Raw genomic sequence first — 19213 nt, 5'->3', positions numbered from 1 at the left:
AATCCTGCTTGACATCTGGGACAGGTATTGTTGGCGTCCATATACTCTTTGATACTGAGTTCGTGGCCACAGACCCCGCAAAGAATCGCTTTTTCATCAAATTCTGCCTTCGCCCAAACCTGATGTGTATGGTCGGCCTCTTCTTCATGGCATGAAAAACAAGGATAATACTTGTCACAGCATTTGAATTTGATCGCGATCACATCGAGTTGGGAATGCCAATGCACACATCGGGTCTGATGATCTATAGATTTACCAAAGACATTGATGCCTTCGATTTGAATAATGTTGAAGATTTCAGGCTCTTTTTCCTGGGCCATGGTATTCATTGTAAAAAGGAGAATCAGCCCAAAAGTGATCAGAAGTAATTGTTTCATTTAATTTTCATTCGGGTTAACAAGCCAAATTCTTGAGAAATCAAGAATAGCGAATCTCAAATGTAAGTAATTATTTGCGGTTATTGTTTGGAGAACCTTTGCAATTGGTGAACATCGAAGAGGCTTCATATTATAGAAAGTCAGTTGAATGTTACCTTAAGGAAACACCAATTTATGGATAGAAGGCAAAAAGGAAAATAATTTTTAGAGTAGATTTTCATGCTTTAAATTAGGGAAATATGAAAATCATTTACTCCACTCTCAAAGTATATCTTTCAAATCCATATTCAATCAACTTATCCATTCCTTTAATCTCTCCTCTATCCCCTTCTGCCACTGCTTCACATTTTTCATAACAGGGATAAACATCAACGAACACTCAAAATCAGAATCCAACTGAGGATCCTGAATATCAGCATATTTCCCAGAGAAACTTTCCATATTTCCAGGGTAAATCAAAGCCACTTTATTAGCATTAAAGTATTGATGATAGGCATACATTTGTCGGATATCTTCCATGGAGGGACGGTTATCTTTCAATACTTTCCATTTGGTGTCACAGATAAAGGTTTGATCACCTATTTCTATCCTGATATCAGGTCGGATGGTTCGCCTTGGTCCGTTAGTAGGGTTCCAGAAACTCTTACTGTTTTGAGCGAAGACTTTTAAGCCATTCTTCTTTAAACTTACAAATACAAACTTTTCCCAAAGCACATTCATATCAAACATCAAAGCCAAGACATGGTCTCTGCCCCTACTGAGATCGGGATGGTATTGCATCAAAAATAATCGGGCAATTTCTAAGGCCTTTTGATAGGATTTCGTTTTTCTGTCCAGCGTTAAGCGCTCAAAGGTTTTTTCAGAAACTTTGATTTCAGGCATTTCCGCAAAAACATATCTGCAAGGGTGTAATAAACTCCCTTCGGTCGCCCTTGCATATACCGTTCACTTACCAGTTCGTTTGCGCTCCAGTAGGTGCTCACTCACTGCCGTTCACTTGTTTTGCTTCACACACTCTCTCCATCCTCACTCGCAGCTATTTCATCCCCCCAAACCCCTTCTAAGGTGTTCGCTACTCTCACAATATTTTTTATTGGGGGTCTGCCGCTGCTTATTGTTTTTGCTCGCCTGCGGGTCGCTGCGGGCTGATCGGGCTGTCATGCTTTTTGCTTTCTGCCATGTGCCTCCAGTCGCTTCATTTCAGTCACTCGTTCCTCATTCCTTTCATTCAGCCACTTTCAGCACCGCACACAAGAGTAGCTCATTCACTACACTACACGAGCTAACGCAAAGTCATTCCGCAATCTGCCTGCAATTCTCCTTCAATGTATTTGTATGGCAATTGAAATCTACAAATACTCCCCATGCTATTGCAGTCAGTTATTGCTCCATTCCTTCCCAACAATCGTTTCGTTTCGTTCAATCGCTACCCTTGCCTTTGCCGACCCTGATGCAAAAAATCACGCCAGCCCTGCCGTAAACGGTAGGCGTCTGCCGCCCTCATTCTTCGGGCTTTTGCAGCCACCACCCTTGCTCCGCTCGCAGGCGGCTCGCAGAAATGGCTTCGCCTTGGTTTACCTGCGTTTCCACCTCTCCCGAGAAAAGCAAAGGCTCATAGAGTAATTATTAAGCATTTGCTTAAATAAGAAAACTATTTGTATCTTTGCTGCGTTATTAAATCCCAAACAGGAAGATTATGGAAAACAATCAATCGTGTATCAGAGTGTTTGCCGACAAGGTTCAAATAGACAATTGTAGAGAAATACTTCAAACCAATGACAAGGCATTCAGCCAACTGAGTGGACTTTTAGCATTGGCGGGAAACGAAGTAAGGTTGAAAATCTTATTTCTCTTAGAAGAAAAAAACGAACTATGTCCCTGCGACCTTTCAGACATTCTCGGAATGAGCATCCCTGCCGTTTCGCAACACCTCAGAAAACTCAAAGACGGAAACGTCATTGAAGGAAGAAGAGAAGGACAAACCATTTTCTACTCTTTGAAACAAGAGCAACTGACTTTACTTCGACCATTTTTTAAACATATCATTAACAATTCAAAAAAGGAAACAGTATGAACAAGAAAAACAACAGACTTGTCGGAGCGGGAGTGCTTTCGGCCGTAGCAGCATCGCTTTGCTGCATTACGCCTGTATTGGCTCTTATTTCAGGAGCGTCAGGAGTGGCATCTACATTTTCGTGGATGGAACCAGCAAGACCTTATCTTATCGGTATCACCGTTTTGGTATTGGGCTTTGCTTGGTATCAGAAACTCAAACCCCGATCAGCAGAAGAAATCCAATGTGATTGCGAAGAAGACGAAAAGAAATCTTTTATGCAGACCAAAACATTTTTGGGAATTGTAACCGTGTTTGCAGCCTTGATGCTTGCATTTCCAAAATACGCACACATTTTCTATCCTTCAAACGACAACAAGGAAGTTATAATCGTTAATGCCTCTGACATCCAAACAGTAACTTTTGATGTAAAAGGAATGACTTGCAATGGTTGTGCTTCGCACGTAGAAAATGACGTGAACAAATTACCAGGCATTGTTAAGGTAGATGCAATTTATGAAGAAGCGACTGCCAAAGTAGAATTTGACCAAACCAAAGTGAGCGTTGCTCAAATTGAAGAAGCCATCAACGGTACAGGTTATAAAGTGGTTGGCAAGAAATAGTATTTTTTTGCTTCTCGTATTTAAGAACTTAATTAAATAATTATACAATGAAAAAGAATTTAATTCTATTGAGTGCTTTGTTTCTAATTGGAATAGCTCAGGTCAATGCTAAATGTTGCAAACCGACTGACAGTAAAGCACAAACGGCATATACAACCCAGCAAGAAGGTAAAACCCTGAAACTGAAAATCACGGGAATGACTTGTGCAGGTTGTTCCAACCACATTTCAAATGCCCTCAAAGAAGTGGACGGCATTATAGAACACAAAGTGGAATATCCGGGCGATTTGGCAACTATCCAGTACGACCCAAAGAAAACAAATCCTGATGCTATCATCAAGGTTATTGAGCAGACAGGCTATAAAGCCGAAATCATTAAAGAAAATAAAAAAGAGAAATCATAATGAACAAAGAAACCATAAAACTTAACATCACAGGTATGACCTGCGACCATTGTGCCACAGGCATTGAAAAACTACTTTCTAAAAATGAAGGTGTAAAAGAAGCAAATGTGAGCTATCCAAAAGCTACTTGTGAATGTTCTTTTGACCCTGCCAAAACCAGCAAAGAAGAAATCATCAACACCATCAACGGTACAAAAAACTATCGTGTAAAAAGTGAACTTCCAGAAAATGGAAGCAGTGGCAAAAACCAATTTGATTTAATCATTATCGGTGGTGGTTCGGCTGCATTTTCGGCAACCATTAAAGCCGAAAGTTTAGGATTATCGACCTTAATGGTAAACGGTGGTTTAGACTTTGGCGGTACTTGTGTAAATGTGGGTTGTGTGCCATCTAAAAACCTAATTCGTGCAGGTGAAACGGTTTATCACGCTACGCATTCCAACTTTGAAGGCATCAAACCAAAAGGTGTTGACATTGATTTCGCACAAATCATTAAAGCCAAGAAAAAATTAGTAGCGACACTTCAGGAGAAAAAGTATATGGATGTGGTAAGCGATTTTGAAAACCTGACTATGCTAAAAGGTTGGGCAAAGTTCAAGAACAACAAAACCATTGAAGTAGACGGCAAAGAATACAAAGCCATCAAATTTTTAATAGCCACTGGAGCTACTACCAACATTCCGACTATTGAAGGATTGGACAAAATTGACTATTTGACCAATGTTTCCCTATTCGACTTGGAAGAAAAACCCGAAAGCCTGACCATTATGGGAGCAGGTTATATCGGATTGGAAATCGCAATGGCTTACAATCGTTTAGGCGTAAAAGTCCGCATCATTGAATTTACCGACCGAGTATTACGTACACAAACCCCAGACATCAGCGAAGCATTGGAAACCCAAATACGAAAGGAAGGCATAGAAATTTTACCCAATTTCAGAGCCGTAAAATTTAAAAAGCAAGGAAATGAAACTATCATCCATTGCAATTGTCCTGATGGTTCATTTACTCAAATAGTAGAAAAAGGAAGGGTGGTAATTGCCACAGGAACAAAAGCCAATACAAATCAATTAGGATTGGACAACATTGGTTTGGAACTCACCCAAAGCGGACACATTGCAGTAAATGAAAAGATGGAAACCAATCTATCCAACATTTACGCAGCAGGTGACGTAACCAACACCCCTGCATTTGTTTACACAGCCGCTTTTGAAGGTAAAATTGCCGTTGAAAATGCTTTCTCAGGAACAGAAAACAAAGCCGATTATTCCTCTTTACCTTGGGTGGTTTTTACTGACCCACAAATTGCAGGCGCAGGTTTAGATGAAGCACAGGCAGAAGCAAAAGGCATTCCGTTTGAAGTTTCAAAATTGGAACTCAAAGACGTGCCGAGAGCCATAGCAGCAAACGACACAAGGGGTTTTATCAAACTCATTCGTAACACCGAAACCGATAAACTCATTGGTGCAAGAGTAGTCGCACCCGAAGGCGGAGAACTTATCCAACAATTAAGTATGGCAATCAAATACGGAATAACGGTGAAAGACTTAGCAGACAGTTTCTACCCTTATTTGACTTTGGGAGAAGGAATAAAATTAGCAGCCATAACTTTCGGAAAAGACGTATCGAAATTAAGTTGTTGTGCAAGCTAAATCAAATTCCTTCAATTCTATGTTTTCGATTCCCATTCATGCATTGCCTTGCTATTCAAATAGTACTGGTTCATAGAATTGGCATTTAATAGCCATAAATAGTCAATAATCACTCAAACATAAAGCAAAGTTACAGGCGTGCGGATGCGAGAGCTGCAAGGGCTCGCTTCGCCTGTTAGGAAAAAAAATCTCCACCCTTCGGGTAGTATTTTTTTCCCACAGCCCTTGCTGCAATCGCACCGTTCTGTAGTGTGAGGGCATTATGTTTAAGTTATTATTCAGAGTCCGTTTCGGCAGCCGGTGGTTGTTGGCGGGCGTTCGCACCTCAGGCCTTCCGTTCCATGCAGGCATTCAGCGTTGTGGTATCACAGATTATACGCTTCGTGTTTTTTGGTTCGAGTTGTGCATTTCAGAGCTTCCTTTTTAGGGGGCTCTTTTTTTTACTCGTTAAGGGAAAATTTTAAAAAGAGAAAAGCAAAGATAGGCGGGCTCGCACATGCCCATCGCACTTTCGGACAGTCAAGGTCAAACCCTACGGGTTTTGAAAAAAATCTCCACCCTATGGGTAGTATTTTTTCCAAAAACCTTGACAGCCGAGCCGCACCCGCCTGAAAGACAGCTTTCTCTTTTCTTTTTTTCCCTTTTTTCTTTTCTCTTTTGAAAAAATATATGCGAAGCGCAGCGAGCTAAACTTTAATGGCTCACTGTATGAAATCGTTTCGTATCAAAACACACCGACTGGAAAGCAGCTACCAACAGCCGCACTTCTTTATCCTGAATAAAGGATTGAACAGCGGGAAACCGCTCAACCATGCTTGCTCAAATTGCTTTGTTTGCCTCACCGACAATCAAGAGGATAGGGAATTTCTCTTTTGGCTATGCTTTGGATTGTGGAGGTCAAAATCATTTCACTATCTCCTGAAAGGCTCCGTGATTCCATTTGTGACTATTGATGAAATCCGAAAGCTGATCCGGGAAAGCTCTACCAAAGCAAGCTGCAATGCCCAGGCATTTCAAAAGGCAATTCAAGCCTTTCAACTACTCGATACCAACGAGCAAAAAATCAAGATCACACTAAAGATGATTGATACTGCCAGACAAGCCATATTTTATGACTTAATGAAAGAAGCTGGTGCAGGATAGATTCCTGCCCTGCCAAAAAAACAGGGCAACAAAAGCAAAATAAAGCACACTACCGCAACAGCACCCAAGAGAGAACTACCGCCTAATTCTTGAAGTAATTTAGTTGGCGAAGGGCAAATCCATGGTAAGTCCGTGTCAAGTCCAAGCAAATGTTTAACCCCTAAAAAATCGTAAAGAGATGGGAAAAATTAATCAAGGTATTCTCGGTGGCGTATCAGGCCAGGTAGGGAATGTAATCGGTGGAACTTGGAAGGGCATCGATTACCTGCGCATCAAACCTTCCAGTGTAGCGAACCCAAGAACTGAAGGTCAGGTTGACCAGCGTTCGAAATTCTCAACTGTCCTAAGGTTCTTGCAACCAATGACAGACTTCCTGAGAGTCGGTTTCAAGTTGTATGCAAACCGAATGACCCAATTCAATGCGGCCATGTCTTACAACCTGAATAATGCAGTTACCGGAGCTTATCCAAACTTCATGATTGACTATGCAAGTGCATTGGTCACTCGTGGTAACTTGACAGGTGCGGCCAACGGTGCAGCCACTTCTCCAAGTGCTGGAAACGTAGAAGCAACCTGGACAGACAATTCAGGAAGCGGAAGTGCTCAAGCAACAGACAAGGCGCTGATTGCTCTTTTGAACACTACCCGAGGGGAAGCAGTGTTCACCACTGCGGGACCAGCAAGGTCTGCCGGATCAGCGACCATTCCAGTGCCTTCTGAGTACTCAGGAGAAGACGTTGAAGTCTTCTTAGGTTTTGTATCAGAAGACGGAACTAAAGTCGCCAACAGCGTTTATTTAGGCTCTGTAACAGTTGCGTAAAGCGATTGGTGTTTTCCTTGAAAACCGCTTCCTTTGTGGAGCGGTTTTTTTATGCCCGTACCCCTCGATTTTTCCTTTATTATCGCTTAGTTTGACATTCCTAAGCGTTTTTTGTTGCTAATACGTTTCTATCATTTTAGCAACACATTGAAATACAGTAAGTTAAAAGCGTTTCAAATATTTTGCATCGGGAAATAACCTTTGAGGTTTTTGAGACCTCAAAGGTTATTTATCTTATATAATGTGATTTTTAACCTCTCCCTTGAAATAGCCTCAATCGATAGAACGCAGATCCAACTGATTAATCAGTAGTTCTCCAGAGAATCGGTATATTAACAGATTATTTGAGAGTGAATGTATTCGAATAGCTTCTGAGATTTTCACTATTAAAAAAATTAAAGTGCTAAGATGCCTTGTCTGAGTAATAGCACTTTTTTATATGGTTTTTCAGAAATTGATTACCTGCTGATTGAAGCTAAATTCCTGTTTCTAAATCTCATGTATTGGGAGACCGTTTGAGGTTTAGCGTCATTGGTTTCAAAATACAAATGATAATGGTTACTATAGCCGGGATTGAATCCTGCTTGACATCTGGGACAGGTATTGTTGGCGTCCATATACTCTTTGATACTGAGTTCGTGGCCACAGACCCCGCAAAGAATCGCTTTTTCATCAAATTCTGCCTTCGCCCAAACCTGATGTTTATGGTCGGCCTCTTCTTCATGGCATGAAAAACAAGGATAATACTTGTCACAGCATTTGAATTTGATCGCGATCACATCGAGTTGGGAATGCCAATGCACACATCGGGTCTGATGATCTATAGATTTACCAAAGACATTGATGCCTTCGATTTGAATAATGTTGAAGATTTCAGGCTCTTTTTCCTGGGCCATGGTATTCATTGTAAAAAGGAGAATCAGCCCAAAAGTGATCAAGAGTAATTGTTTCATTTAATTTTCATTCGGGTTAACAGGCCAAATTCTTGAGAAGTCAAGAATAACGCATCTCAAATGTAAGTAATTATTTGCGGTTATTGTTTGGAAAACCTTTGCAATTGGTGAACATCGAAGAGGTAACATGATAAATTGTTGGCATCCCAATTTGGTATCCATTGACCAAGAATGGGTAGAAAAATTATAGCAAAGGAATCTACATCTTGAACTAAGACGCTCAAAAGTGTTGCATAATTCTAGAAACATATTCCTTTACAGATTCACTAGCCCTTGAAAGAGTATTAGAATTAGGAACGTTTTATAGGGCATCAAAAATACCCCTTATACGATATTATTAAATAATTCTAAACGATTTGCATATTGTACAAAGCTTCTTCTACCGTCTTCCCTTTCTTGGTTATAAGAGGGGTTTGGAGTATAAGTCTTGAGATAGTTGAGTAGTTTGGTCATTTTTGAAAATTTTTTTAGATATGAAAAATCCAATTAAGGTTGGTTATTCTTTTTTTTAAAATTTTAATCCACCCTCACCTGCCCATTCATCAACATCGGCAATAGCCAGTCTCGCAAAGAACTGAGTTGTTGGTTTTCATTTAAGTTAATAGAAATCATATTATTTCCCGGGACTGTTAATTCTCCAAATTTCTTGATCAAGCCCTTATCTGGGATTGCAATATGCAACCCGTCGATATCTTTTGGATATACATGAGGTTGAGCTGATCCTCTGGCTTGACTATATAGATATTCTTGCCTCACTTTTAGAAATCCTAAAATGAAGAGGGTTTCAGCTTCTGACCCTCCTCTAACAGTTATGCAATCACATGCAAAAATAGGCTCCCTCCAAAAATTAATAAATCCTGCACTTGCTCCAGAAGCACTAATTGTAATTGTATTTTTAGGAAAGTTTGGTGAAGAGTGATGATATGAAAAACCCAAACCAGCAGAGACTACCTTTATATTTCCAGATGTATCAGCGGTTTTTTCTGTTATCAAAGTGCCTTTTTTAATATTTGCATATTTACCCAATTCCTTTACCCCCCACCCCTCCGGCACCTCCCTTTTCAATTCCTTATTCCACACCATCTTTCCACCGGAAGACTTATAAGGCTTGACATCTTTTGGATTGGAAGTTTCGTCTGCGGGTTTACCTTGACCAAAATCGTAGGGAAAATCAAACTGCACAAACCAATAATCATAAATCAACTTCGCCATCCCCTCCAATTCTGCATTGATTTTGTTGTTGAGTTCGATTTTATCGTCTATGGCGGATAAGATGGAGGCGATTTTTTGTTGGTTTGATTCATCATGAGCCACACATTCAAGATCAAATAAATTGTCTTTTGTGATATTCGGAAAAACAGATCCTAAAGTACCTCCAAGAAGTTTTTTCAAATTAACTTCAATCAAAGCTTTAACATATGGGTTTAGCTTCGGATTTTTTTTATGTCTAATCGCAGCCAATCCTCTACCAATTGCATACTTCTGATCAGCGATATTCATTCTTCCGGTTGTACTTCCTCTAACGCAAAATAAGATATCCTTTTCTTCAGCAATTCTTTTTCCCAAGGATGTAAATTGAACTGGTACAGGATACCGATCAGTAAATTCGGCAGGACCATTTAAAAGAGGCAATCCAATCTTATCAGATGAAACAAATTCTGCTTCTGGAGATTGCCCCATTACTATTTCTGCAATATTTTGAAGTTTTAATATTTTCATTTTGAACTATCCAATTGTTCTCTAATTATCAGAAGATTAAAGTCTATACTATTAATAAATTACTTAGTTAGCACTTCCTTTTTTCCCCAACTCCTTCACCATCCGATCAAAATCACTTTCATACCTTTGATCTTGAATCACCCGAAATTGATCAAATTCGGTTTCGGCTTTTAATTTGGCTTCAATAGCGGAAACTCTCCCGGAGTCCTGCAAGACTTCATACTGATTAAACGACAGAAAAGCATCCAATCGATTTACCCAATCAGCCATCCTCATGCTTAACTGCCTTCTTGCCATATTCTCAGCAAAATCCAGATACATGGTTACCACTCGGTTGAGCTCTGACAACTCCTTTTCATTCAGATAATTCTTAGCAATACTCACATCACTCTTCATGATCTTACCTCCTCTTTTTTCATTTTTCCAAGAAGTCAAACCCATCGTAGGATGTTCTGCAGAAGCCCTCAGTTTGATCAGTTCAGCTGCAGTATGCCCATGAATAGCCCAGTGCAGTTTATTTTGAACAGTTGCATAAAAGTCTTGGGTAATACTAGACTTGGGATCATAATCTATTGAAGTGGCATAGATATCGGTTATTTTTTGATAAAATAAGCGTTCACTTGCCCGTATCTCCCGGATTCTCTCCAGAAGCTCTTGAAAATAATCTCTCCCAAATACCTGATTGCCCAGCTTTAAACGCTCATCATCTAAAGCAAAACCTTTGATTAAATATTCCCTTAAAATGCTTGTTGCCCACTTCCTAAACTGGGTAGCTTGAATGGAATTAACCCTATATCCTAAAGCAATGATAAAGTCCAAATTATAAAACTCAAGACTCCTGCTAACTTTTCGCTCTCCCTCTTCTTGAACTGTTCGGATTTTCCGAACAGTTGACTCTCGGTCTAGCTCTTTGGTCTCAAAAATATTTTTTGTGTGCTCACTGATCGTAGATTTTGAAACACCAAAAAGCTCTCCGAGTGTCTTTTGAGTTGCCCATACTGTTTCTGATTGCTCATCTACAATTACCTGAACATTTACCTTTCCATCTGTGGATTGATAAAAAATAAAATTGGTTGGATTTTCATTTCTTAGCTCCATATCAATTCATTTTCAACCGCTTCAAATTCCCCAAAATTTCCCCATCCAATTTCTCTCCCTCTGCAAACAAGCCTTTCAGACGCTCCTCAAAACCTACCAATTTTTCTTGAAACTCCTCTTCCGTGATGTCCACATATTCTATCTTGACTTCAAAATACTGCCCAGCAGAAAAAGAATAATTTTTCTCCTTCAACTGTTCTTTGCTAACCACCACAGAGAGGTCTTCCACAGCTGCTTTGGTATTGAAGGTCTCTATAATTCTAGCTTCTTCCTCAGGCGTGAGTACGGTACGTTGGTTTTTACCGTCTTTCACGGTCTGTCCCAGTTTGCTGGCATCCATCAGCACGATATGCTCGCTGTCTGCATCCTTGTCCAGAAAAAGTACTGACACATTGGTTCCCGTGCTGGCGAAGATATTGCTGGGCATGCTGACTACACCGCGGAGCCAACCCTTATCCACCAATCGCTCCCGGATCTTTTTCTCAATCCCGCTTTGGGCAGTGATAAATCCTGTGGGAACCACTATCGCCGCTCTCCCTTTTTCACTTAGGCTATACATGATATGCTGGATAAAGAGCAGGTAAATGGCCATGGATTCTTTTTTGGCCTTGGGCACATTGGGAATCCCTGCAAAGTAACGCTCCTTAAAGGCATCCTTTTCCAAATCATCCCTGAAATCGGAAAAGTCCAGTTTAAAGGGAGGATTGGATACAATAAAGTCAAATTTGGTGTCCAGATAATAGGGCTGGGCAATGGTATTGGTCTTGATGATATTGGGAATGCTGTGGGTCAGGTTATTCAGAATTAGGTTCAACCGAAGCATATTGCTGGACTTCTGGGAAATGTCCTCGGAATAAATGGAACAGTTGTCCTCTCCTATCTGATGGGCCAAGGACATCAGGAGTGTTCCCGAACCAGCACTGGGATCGTAGCAGCGGACTTTTTTGACAGGCTCCGGCACCATGATCTTGGCCATGATGCGGGCCACGGCATGAGGGGTATAGTATTCGGCATATTTTCCACCCGAATCAGAGTTGTAATCCTTGATAAGGTACTCGAAGATGGTGGCAAAGAAATCATACTTCTGTCCAAACATCTCCTCAAAGGAAAACTCAAAGAGTTTGTTGATCAAAGCTCTGCAGAAAGCATCCCGTTGGGATGAATCGGAGATAAACTGACTGAGTTCATCAAACAAGGAATCTTTGGCACCGGAAAAGGACTTGACTGAAAAGACTTCTGCATTTTCTACCGATATCTGTCTCAGCGTATCGTCAAAGGTTTTGGCAAAGTCTCCTTCATTCTGTCTGTTGTGCAGGGAGGAAATCAATTGATGGGGCTGCAATCGGGGAACATTGGGATGCAATCCAGCCAATAAGAACTGATAAGCTTCCTCATCCAATTGTTCCAATGCTTCGGTAAAGTTTTCAGCGGCTGCCAAAGCAGGGTCTTCCTTCCGGACTTCAAAGCGGAATTTATCATTCAAAAACTTATACAAGACCACCTGCGTGATGATTTTAAACTCATTGCCATCATTGCCTAGGCCATAATTGGCGCAGACACTTTTGAGATTGTCGATGAGTTGCTTAGTCTTGTTGATAAAACTGATATCCTGTGTCATGGGTACTCTTAACGTGCTTGGTACTGTTGTAAATATTCTCTTAAAATCAGGTGATTGATCTTTTGGGTAGTTTCAAAATCCAAGGGGATATTTTCCTTTTTCCTGAATTCTTGCACCACCTGTTGCATCAGGTATTTGGTGAAGAAAGCTTCGTTTTTGAGGATATCTTCCTGTCCTTCGAGCTTATCATCCACCGCTTGCTTCACCTGCATCAATGCCCGGTGAAGCTGCATTTCCTTGGCAGACAATTCGGATTTTTCACTCAGGCGCTTATGGATGCGGGTGTATTTTTCATCCTGTTCATATTTGGCTTTGAGCAGGGCATTCTTGCGGTTGAGTTCCTTGGCCTGATCATAAATCTTCCGAAGCAATCGCATATTTTCCTGCATATCCGATTGCTTGGTTTCAGAGAGGTTTTTCTTTCTAAAAATCCGCTCTAATTCCTCCCGCAAGTTAACAAACTCCGGGTCTCCCTGATCAAAATTTTGTTGTAAAGCTTCTCGGGTTTTTCGAAGGGCATCCTTGTATTCATCTGCTAGTTTGAGTTCCTCCTCTCCCACTTTGATAAACTGAAAAACGATATCCTCCAAGGCGGTGTTGAGCAGATTTTGGGTTGCTTCTTCCTGACCTATGTTTTCCACAAAGTTCAAGTTGTCATAGCGATTTTGGGCTTCGATCAGCAACCGGTTGAGCACCTCAAAATCTACCAATTCACCCAAACCTTCGTATCCATTGACAGCAATGATGTTTTTCAGTTCTTTGGCAGTTCTTAAGGCTTTGATCAGCTGCATCAATTCCTTCTTCTCGGTAACCTGTGCAATCTGCTGAGAAAAAAGCTCTTTGTTGCTCGTATCGTAATGAAAAAGGGTCGCTTGAATCTGGTTCAATTCCTCCCTTATTTCCTGTTCAGACTTGAAGAGGTGGGAATACATGTCCATTTCATCCCCCAACTGCTCCTGTAATTCCTGGAAATACAATTGATTGGTGCGGTCAAAGGCTTTGGAGATATCCGCAAAATCTACCACATAGCCGTATTGGTAGTGCTTGTATGGCCTATTGACCCTGGTTAAGGTCTGCAACAAGTTATGGTCCTGAATCACACGGGCCAGATAAAGTTTCTTCAATCGCTTCGCATCAAAGCCTGTCAATAGCATATTGTACACAAAAAGCAGATCGATTTTCCCCGCTTTGAAAGCTTTGATCAGTCCCTTGCGGGTGAGTTTATCATTTTCATCATGCAGAATCAGGGCCGCTGTGAGTTGGGTTTTTCTACGTTTTCCATAGGAAGCCCTTGGTAAATCGGCCGCAATGGACAATTTATCTGCTTCTGTTTCCTGAATCCCATAACGGTCCTGAAATAGTTCGAAGAGCATTTTTGCTTGTTTGGAGGAGTCGCACACCACCATTCCACCCAAACTTTCATCTTGCCAATGTTCACGGAAGGCAATCAGGTCCTGACAGATATAATCAAGCAGGCCATTTGCAAAACGGTGATCTGCGTACACGTCAGAGGCTTTAATTTCCCCTTTCAGCACTTTGATCTGCTCCATCACCTCCTGCATTTCCATTTTGAACTTGCCTTCAATTTCCTCACGAATGAGCCTTAGTGTGTAACCATCAGCAATGGAGCGGTTGTAGTAATACTTGTGAATATAATTCCCAAACAAGAGTTTGGAATCGTATTCTTTGGCTACTTCTTTTAACAATGGAGTTCCGGTCAATGCGATGATGACCGCATTTTTATCCGAATTGATTAGATTGGCCAGGTAATTTCCTTTGGGATTGTAGCTTCTGTGGGCTTCATCGAGGAAATACACCCGCTGCGTTTGAATGTCATAATTGGGAATCATCAAGGCAGTAGCGTCTTGAGAGAACTTTTGGATATTGACAACCGTGATTTCTGCTTCTCCAGAGTCATTATGAATGGATGCCACTACCTGCATATCTTTTATGAAGTCTTCCCGGGAATTGACCTGCTTGACGTTGAGTCCACGATTGGAAAATTCCGTAGAAGCCTGAATCAGCAAATCAAGTCGATCAACAATAAAATAGAACTTGGGAATGACCTTTCTTTTTTGGAAAAAATCGGTCAGGTACTTGACGTTATAATAAGCCAAGGCCGTTTTGCCTGAACCCTGTGTATGCCAGATAATCCCTTTCTGCTTGCCTTCTTCCAGTTTGGCAGCAATAGCCATCGTTGCAAAAATCTGGGGGTAGCGCATGATGTGCTTTTGTCGGCTGATGCTTCCATCATCCTTCAGTTCATCCACGTAGGCAAAAGCATATCTTAGGATAAAAGCCAGGCGATCACGACTGAACAAAGAAGTCAGGATCCGATGTGTTGGGGTATGGACAGCTTTGTTGGTCTGGAATTCAGGGCTGTGCTTGATGACCTGAAGATTATTGTCTTTAAGAATAGCACTTTCCTCCTGGTCTGAAATGGGCAAAAGTTTTTGGGTAACTGGATAATCCTCGTCTTCCCGGAAGTAGTTAAAGTGAAGGTTAGCATAGGCCGAGGTCGCATAAAAAGCACCGAAAATGGGTTCAACGATACCATCTTCATATTCCATATTGTTGGAAAAAACCATCAATTGAGTAATGTTGGCAAAGCGTCGAAAGTACTTGTTTTTGAAACGGGCATTGATACGGTTGCGCTCGTTAATGATGCCTTCTTTGTTATGGGGCTTTTTGACTTCGATAAAAGCCAAAGGCATGCCATTGATCAGGACAGTGATGTCAGGGCGGAATTCCTCTTCCCCATTTTTGCAGGAAAGTTCGGTGGTTACATGAAAATTATTGTTACCAAAATCATTGAAATCAATCAATTTGATGCCTGAGGTGGAAGTCAGCCTTTGATGGAATTTTTTCCCTAAATCCTCGTAATCCAGTTCTAAGGTAATCTCATCCAATAAGCGTAAAATCTCTTCTTGAGTTGCCGTGGGATTAATTTTTTGGAGACTTGCGATAAAAATATCCTCGAAGATATTGGACTCTTCCCTACGAAACTGTTGGGAAAGAGGGATATAGACATAACCCAAGCGCATCAAGTGCAAAATTGCCGGGATCTTCACTCTTGAGTTTTCATTAAAAGCCATCTTATCTAAAAAAGGTACATCAAAATTTAGGTGATCAAGATAGTATTGGATGTGGGTATTTGCAAGGTAGAGGGCTTGGAAAGGTGTGAATAGAACGCAGATAACATGGATTTAACAAAAAATCTCAGATATTAAAGGTGGTTATACTTAAAATAATCTGCGATCATCAGCCTTATCCGCGTCATCTGCGTTCTATTTGGCTGATGATTTTCCCTCTAAAATAGCTTTCGATTGGGAAAGACCGCCCATCACCCCGTCATTGATGATGCTCCAGCGTCTAAAACCTTTGTTTTCCCCAAAATCAAATACCAAGGGTTCTTTCATTTCTGTATGATTCACACCGACCAAGATAAGCCAAAATAACAGATACTGCCACATACTTTGAAAAGTACATTTACAGGGGATTTGTTTGAAATATCTTTAAAACCCAAATTTGGTCTTATTGGAATCCTTTCACCCACAAAGGAGCACCTTCTTCCCATTTGTTATGGGTGAGTTTGACTTTTTTACCATCTCTAATCCGAAGTGCTACAATCTCCCCATACATCTGCGGAGAAAATATAAAACTTTGGCTAAGGGGCTGTTCATCATTGATGCCATACTCTTCTGTTGTGTAAATCACCCATTCTCCATCTGGAGAAAAGTGGGGATGCCCAGTTTGGCTTTGTGTAAAAGTGATTTGCTTAGGAGCTGTCCAAGTCTGTCCTTCCCGCGTTATCAGGTACAAGTCCATTGTTTTAATACCCATTCCTACATCTTTGCCATTTTGATCTCCCACATAAACAATCTTATTACCATCTGGAGAAATGGCAGGGAAATTTTCCCGACCTTGGCTATTCGTTAGATTGGTGAGCAATCCATTTTCCTCCACAAAAATGTCAAAGTTCCCATCCCGGTCACTGCGGAAAACCATGCGATCTTTTGTTAAAGAAAAGTCTCCAAACCCACTGTTGTTATTCATTTGGGTGAGTTTTTTTTGATTTTTGCCTGCAAAATCATACTCCCAAACGGTGGCTTTGCTACCCTTGTCCCCTCGAAATGGCCCTGTTGTAAAAACCAGGCCAGAACCATCGGGCAGATATTTCAAGTCTATGACAGTTCCAAAAGCAGGATGCACTCCTGGCTGTGGTCGGATCGTATGAATGCTTTCTTTTTCGAGTGTTTGATAATTGATCCGATAAAGCTCAGACCTAACCTCAAAGAAATATCCAGCAAAGAATCCCAGGTAAATACAGAGTATGGATAAGAGTAAAAAAGTACGAAATAGATACCTTGTTAATATTCGATTGGACGGACCGTAATTTTCGGGGTTTTTCCAACTGAAATAAAAAAACAAAGCCAACCCACCTAAAATTAAACACAAACCAAGAGCGGCAAGAGGGAGGTAGTCAAATGCCATGAAATCAATCAAGAAGAAGTACATGAAAACGACCAATACAGCCATCAAACCTACCAAGCCTCCCAAGGCTGCAAGCAAATATTTCCAGAACGAAATCTTTTTTCGATTTTGAATACCCAGATAAATTCCACGAAGAAGCATCCAAATACAGCCCAAAATCAATATTAGCACTGGCAAAACCCAAAAAGTGGCCCCATCGATGAAAGTTTTGGAAGGATCTGCCTGATCAAAGTAATCAAAAACCAAATAAGGCCCTTTGGGATCAGGAGGAGCAGCAAATGCCCTGCGTATGGCGGTGAGTTCAAGGCTTAATGAGTCTTGATTTTTGATCATGGGAAAACCAGCCCCAATCAAACTTCCTGGAAACCCACCTTGATTACTTTCGATTTCTTTAGCCGTTTTGGCACCATGAGCTACCCAAAGTCCAGATTGGCTTCTGTGTGGATTAAATAAATCTATTTCTCCCCTGTAAAGGGTATCAACCATCTGTGAGCTCAGATCAAAGGTAAGCTGATAGATCCTGTCTGCTTCTTGGTTTACTGTCATATAGGCAAACTTGGAATCAGAAATCAAAACAGGCGAGAGCCCTACATGGCTGGAATCACTGAGTTGTTTTACCTCAGTCCCATCGGAATTCATTTGAAATACAGCAGGTTGATTGTTATTTCTGCCACTATAAAAGTAAATACTTTTGCCATCTTTGGACCAAACAGGACTTCCGTCCCAGGCCTCCTCTTCAGTTAAACGAACAAGATTTCCTGTTTCCAAATGTAACTTATAGATATCCCCTATCCTATCCATAGCAAAAGGGAAGCTGCGATGTGGCCGGATGTCATGTCCCCGATCACTGGAAAAAGCCAAATACTGTCCATCTGGAGAAAAATTGGGACGAAAATCCCCGTCGGGATGATTGGTGAGGTTCTTTGCCTGGGAAATATCCTGTAGTGAATCCGGCAAAAAATCAATCAGGTAAATTTCCGCATTCCCTTCATGGGAACCCACGAACGCAATTTGGCTCCTATCAGCTGAGAAAGTAGCCTGATCCTGAAAAGAATCAGATTGAATCAATCGTTTTGGAGCAGCACTTCCATCAATGGGCATCACGTATAGCTGAGGATTGCCAGATCTCTCCGAAGTAAATACAACCCACTTTTCATCAGGCGAGATCACCGCATCATAATCCAAAGCAGGGTGGTCCGTAATTGGCAGGAAATTTTTCCCATCATCTTTTGATAAAAAGATTTCCCATGTTTCTGGGGAAAAAGAACTAAAAAAAACACGGTCCTGTCCAAAAGCCAAAGTTTGAATCAGGAAGCAACAGCATATCAATTTTTTCATACCGCTCAATTTCAGGTAAAAATCTGACCAATTCAATCCCTGAATTCAGGGATTGAACTGGTCAGAAAATATTGATTTGGCACATGTTAAGTTACGGAATATGATTTTTTTGTACTAAATTGAACAGAATGAAGAAAAAAATATGGCTGATTTAATCCCCAACTTGTATGTCATTTTTATCTCTATCTGAAGCATTGTCCATACAATCCGAACCGTTAAAAAATAAAATTGAAATATTACAAGCTGAATTAGAAACAGTTCAGGATACATTTTATGCACTTTTTTGGCTTTACACCCATGATTTTCTGTACATAAGTCCAAGTATTGAACACGTTACAGGGCATCCATTTCAACATTTTGAACAACATGGCATGGTATTTTTTTCCAGCATTATACCGCCCGATTTGATCGGGAATATTTACCAAACCATGTATGTACAGGCAGACAGCATTAAAAATGATCCTGATGGACTTTTTGCAGAGGAATTTCTTCATGTAGAAGCTGCGGTATTCGATTCTGACAAAAGTCTGATACCAGTGCAATACAATGCGGTCTTATTGGATGAAAAGGCATTTGATCCTATTTCTTACTTGGTCTTTTGTTCATGGATTGATAAGAGAAATAAAACCGAATCAGAAGTTCAGGTACTGGAAAGCTTTATTAAAAAGAAGCTTTTGGAAGTCAAAAAAAGTTATTTCCAGTCTAACCCTGACCGATTCCAGTTTTTACAATCCAAAAATAAAATCTCAGACCGCGAAAAAGAAATAGCGCTTCTCCTGGCACAGGGACATTCTACCAAAGCCATCAGCGAGCAACTCCATATCAGTTTCAATACCGTGGAATCCCACCGCAAAAATTTATTGCAGAAGCTGGAAGCTAAAAATACTGCAGAGCTGATTTATAAATTTAATTGGGTTTGAT

The 19213-nt window shown here is 40.8% G+C and carries 15 protein-coding genes and 1 pseudogene; 7 read left to right on the top strand and 9 right to left on the bottom strand.

Annotation, left to right across the window (positions count from 1 at the left end):
• Both ACFFIP_RS05575 and ACFFIP_RS05570 read right to left on the bottom strand, forming a co-directional pair.
• On the bottom strand, positions 1 to 377 hold a 377-nt coding region (locus ACFFIP_RS05575), incomplete at its 3' end, for a CHY zinc finger protein (RefSeq protein ID WP_382386625.1).
• Positions 378 to 668: 291 nt separating this feature from the next.
• Positions 669 to 1277: pseudogene (locus ACFFIP_RS05570) on the bottom strand (McrC family protein); the annotation flags it as partial.
• A 796-nt stretch (positions 1278 to 2073) separates the two neighbouring features.
• Here ACFFIP_RS05570 and ACFFIP_RS05565 point away from each other — a divergent pair.
• The 6 genes from ACFFIP_RS05565 to ACFFIP_RS05540 all read left to right on the top strand — a co-directional run bounded on the left by ACFFIP_RS05565 (position 2074) and on the right by ACFFIP_RS05540 (position 7072).
• Positions 2074 to 2451, top strand: a complete 378-nt coding sequence (locus ACFFIP_RS05565; RefSeq protein WP_382386584.1) for an ArsR/SmtB family transcription factor — start codon at positions 2074 to 2076, stop codon at positions 2449 to 2451.
• On the top strand, positions 2448 to 3053 hold the full coding sequence (merTP, locus tag ACFFIP_RS05560) for a mercuric transport protein MerTP (RefSeq protein WP_382386583.1): 606 nt from the start codon (positions 2448 to 2450) through the stop codon (positions 3051 to 3053). The genes ACFFIP_RS05565 and merTP overlap by 4 nt, the downstream gene beginning before the upstream one ends.
• 47 nt (positions 3054 to 3100) lie before the next feature.
• Positions 3101 to 3457, top strand: a complete 357-nt coding sequence (locus ACFFIP_RS05555; protein ID WP_382386582.1) for a heavy-metal-associated domain-containing protein — start codon at positions 3101 to 3103, stop codon at positions 3455 to 3457.
• On the top strand, positions 3457 to 5109 hold the full coding sequence (gene merA, locus ACFFIP_RS05550) for a mercury(II) reductase (RefSeq protein ID WP_382386581.1): 1653 nt from the start codon (positions 3457 to 3459) through the stop codon (positions 5107 to 5109). The genes ACFFIP_RS05555 and merA overlap by 1 nt, the downstream gene beginning before the upstream one ends.
• Positions 5110 to 5817: 708 nt before the next feature.
• On the top strand, positions 5818 to 6252 hold the full coding sequence (locus ACFFIP_RS05545) for a DUF6943 family protein (RefSeq protein ID WP_382386580.1): 435 nt from the start codon (positions 5818 to 5820) through the stop codon (positions 6250 to 6252).
• Positions 6253 to 6430: 178 nt separating this feature from the next.
• Entirely contained in the window at positions 6431 to 7072 is a 642-nt protein-coding gene (locus tag ACFFIP_RS05540; RefSeq protein WP_382386579.1) for a DUF6266 family protein, read from the top strand.
• A 458-nt stretch (positions 7073 to 7530) separates the two neighbouring features.
• Here the strand turns inward: ACFFIP_RS05540 and ACFFIP_RS05535 are convergent, their stop codons facing one another.
• From ACFFIP_RS05535 to ACFFIP_RS05505, 7 genes are all read right to left on the bottom strand, one after another.
• The gene (locus ACFFIP_RS05535; protein WP_382386578.1) at positions 7531 to 8025 is read right to left on the bottom strand and encodes a CHY zinc finger protein; all 495 of its coding nucleotides are present in this window, start codon (positions 8023 to 8025) and stop codon (positions 7531 to 7533) included.
• Positions 8026 to 8541: 516 nt separating this feature from the next.
• A complete protein-coding gene (locus tag ACFFIP_RS05530) occupies positions 8542 to 9744 on the bottom strand; it encodes a restriction endonuclease subunit S (protein ID WP_382386577.1) in 1203 nt (400 codons plus the stop codon).
• Positions 9745 to 9807: 63 nt separating this feature from the next.
• Positions 9808 to 10842, bottom strand: a complete 1035-nt coding sequence (locus ACFFIP_RS05525) for a virulence RhuM family protein (protein WP_382386576.1) — start codon at positions 10840 to 10842, stop codon at positions 9808 to 9810.
• 1 nt (position 10843) lies between these two features.
• A complete protein-coding gene (locus tag ACFFIP_RS05520; RefSeq protein ID WP_382386575.1) occupies positions 10844 to 12460 on the bottom strand; it encodes an HsdM family class I SAM-dependent methyltransferase in 1617 nt (538 codons plus the stop codon).
• 8 nt (positions 12461 to 12468) lie between these two features.
• Positions 12469 to 15531: a type I restriction endonuclease subunit R gene (locus ACFFIP_RS05515; RefSeq protein WP_382386574.1), complete on the bottom strand. Its 3063-nt coding sequence runs from the start codon at positions 15529 to 15531 to the stop codon at positions 12469 to 12471.
• Positions 15532 to 15747: 216 nt separating this feature from the next.
• The gene (locus ACFFIP_RS05510; RefSeq protein WP_382386573.1) at positions 15748 to 15879 is read right to left on the bottom strand and encodes a CIA30 family protein; all 132 of its coding nucleotides are present in this window, start codon (positions 15877 to 15879) and stop codon (positions 15748 to 15750) included.
• 115 nt (positions 15880 to 15994) lie between these two features.
• Complete coding sequence (locus ACFFIP_RS05505; protein WP_382386572.1) at positions 15995 to 18292, bottom strand: TolB family protein; 2298 nt, start codon at positions 18290 to 18292, stop codon at positions 15995 to 15997.
• A gap of 167 nt (positions 18293 to 18459) precedes the next feature.
• Here ACFFIP_RS05505 and ACFFIP_RS05500 point away from each other — a divergent pair, with 167 nt between their 5' ends.
• On the top strand, positions 18460 to 19212 hold the full coding sequence (locus tag ACFFIP_RS05500; protein ID WP_382386571.1) for a response regulator transcription factor: 753 nt from the start codon (positions 18460 to 18462) through the stop codon (positions 19210 to 19212).
• The last annotated feature ends 1 nt before the right edge of the window (position 19213 follow it).

It is taken from the genome of Fontibacter flavus (assembly GCF_042432905.1).
Classification (GTDB): Bacteria; Bacteroidota; Bacteroidia; order Cytophagales; family Cyclobacteriaceae; genus Fontibacter; species Fontibacter flavus.
Note: the sequence above shows the minus strand (reverse complement) of the source record. Positions and strands in the feature narration are given on the sequence as shown.

Excerpts from the sequence above, each read along its gene's own strand:
- ACFFIP_RS05510 (WP_382386573.1), bottom strand. The coding sequence starts at position 15,879 with ATGAAAGAACCCTTGGTATTTGATTTTGGGGAAAACAAAGGTTTTAGA.
- ACFFIP_RS05530 (WP_382386577.1), bottom strand. The coding sequence starts at position 9,744 with ATGAAAATATTAAAACTTCAAAATATTGCAGAAATAGTAATGGGGCAA.
- ACFFIP_RS05500 (WP_382386571.1), top strand. The coding sequence starts at position 18,460 with ATGTCATTTTTATCTCTATCTGAAGCATTGTCCATACAATCCGAACCG.
- ACFFIP_RS05565 (WP_382386584.1), top strand. The coding sequence starts at position 2,074 with ATGGAAAACAATCAATCGTGTATCAGAGTGTTTGCCGACAAGGTTCAA.
- merTP (WP_382386583.1), top strand. The coding sequence starts at position 2,448 with ATGAACAAGAAAAACAACAGACTTGTCGGAGCGGGAGTGCTTTCGGCC.
- ACFFIP_RS05555 (WP_382386582.1), top strand. The coding sequence starts at position 3,101 with ATGAAAAAGAATTTAATTCTATTGAGTGCTTTGTTTCTAATTGGAATA.
- merA (WP_382386581.1), top strand. The coding sequence starts at position 3,457 with ATGAACAAAGAAACCATAAAACTTAACATCACAGGTATGACCTGCGAC.
- ACFFIP_RS05505 (WP_382386572.1), bottom strand. The coding sequence starts at position 18,292 with ATGAAAAAATTGATATGCTGTTGCTTCCTGATTCAAACTTTGGCTTTT.
- ACFFIP_RS05525 (WP_382386576.1), bottom strand. The coding sequence starts at position 10,842 with ATGGAGCTAAGAAATGAAAATCCAACCAATTTTATTTTTTATCAATCC.
- ACFFIP_RS05540 (WP_382386579.1), top strand. The coding sequence starts at position 6,431 with ATGGGAAAAATTAATCAAGGTATTCTCGGTGGCGTATCAGGCCAGGTA.
- ACFFIP_RS05535 (WP_382386578.1), bottom strand. The coding sequence starts at position 8,025 with ATGAAACAATTACTCTTGATCACTTTTGGGCTGATTCTCCTTTTTACA.
- ACFFIP_RS05520 (WP_382386575.1), bottom strand. The coding sequence starts at position 12,460 with ATGACACAGGATATCAGTTTTATCAACAAGACTAAGCAACTCATCGAC.
- ACFFIP_RS05545 (WP_382386580.1), top strand. The coding sequence starts at position 5,818 with ATGAAATCGTTTCGTATCAAAACACACCGACTGGAAAGCAGCTACCAA.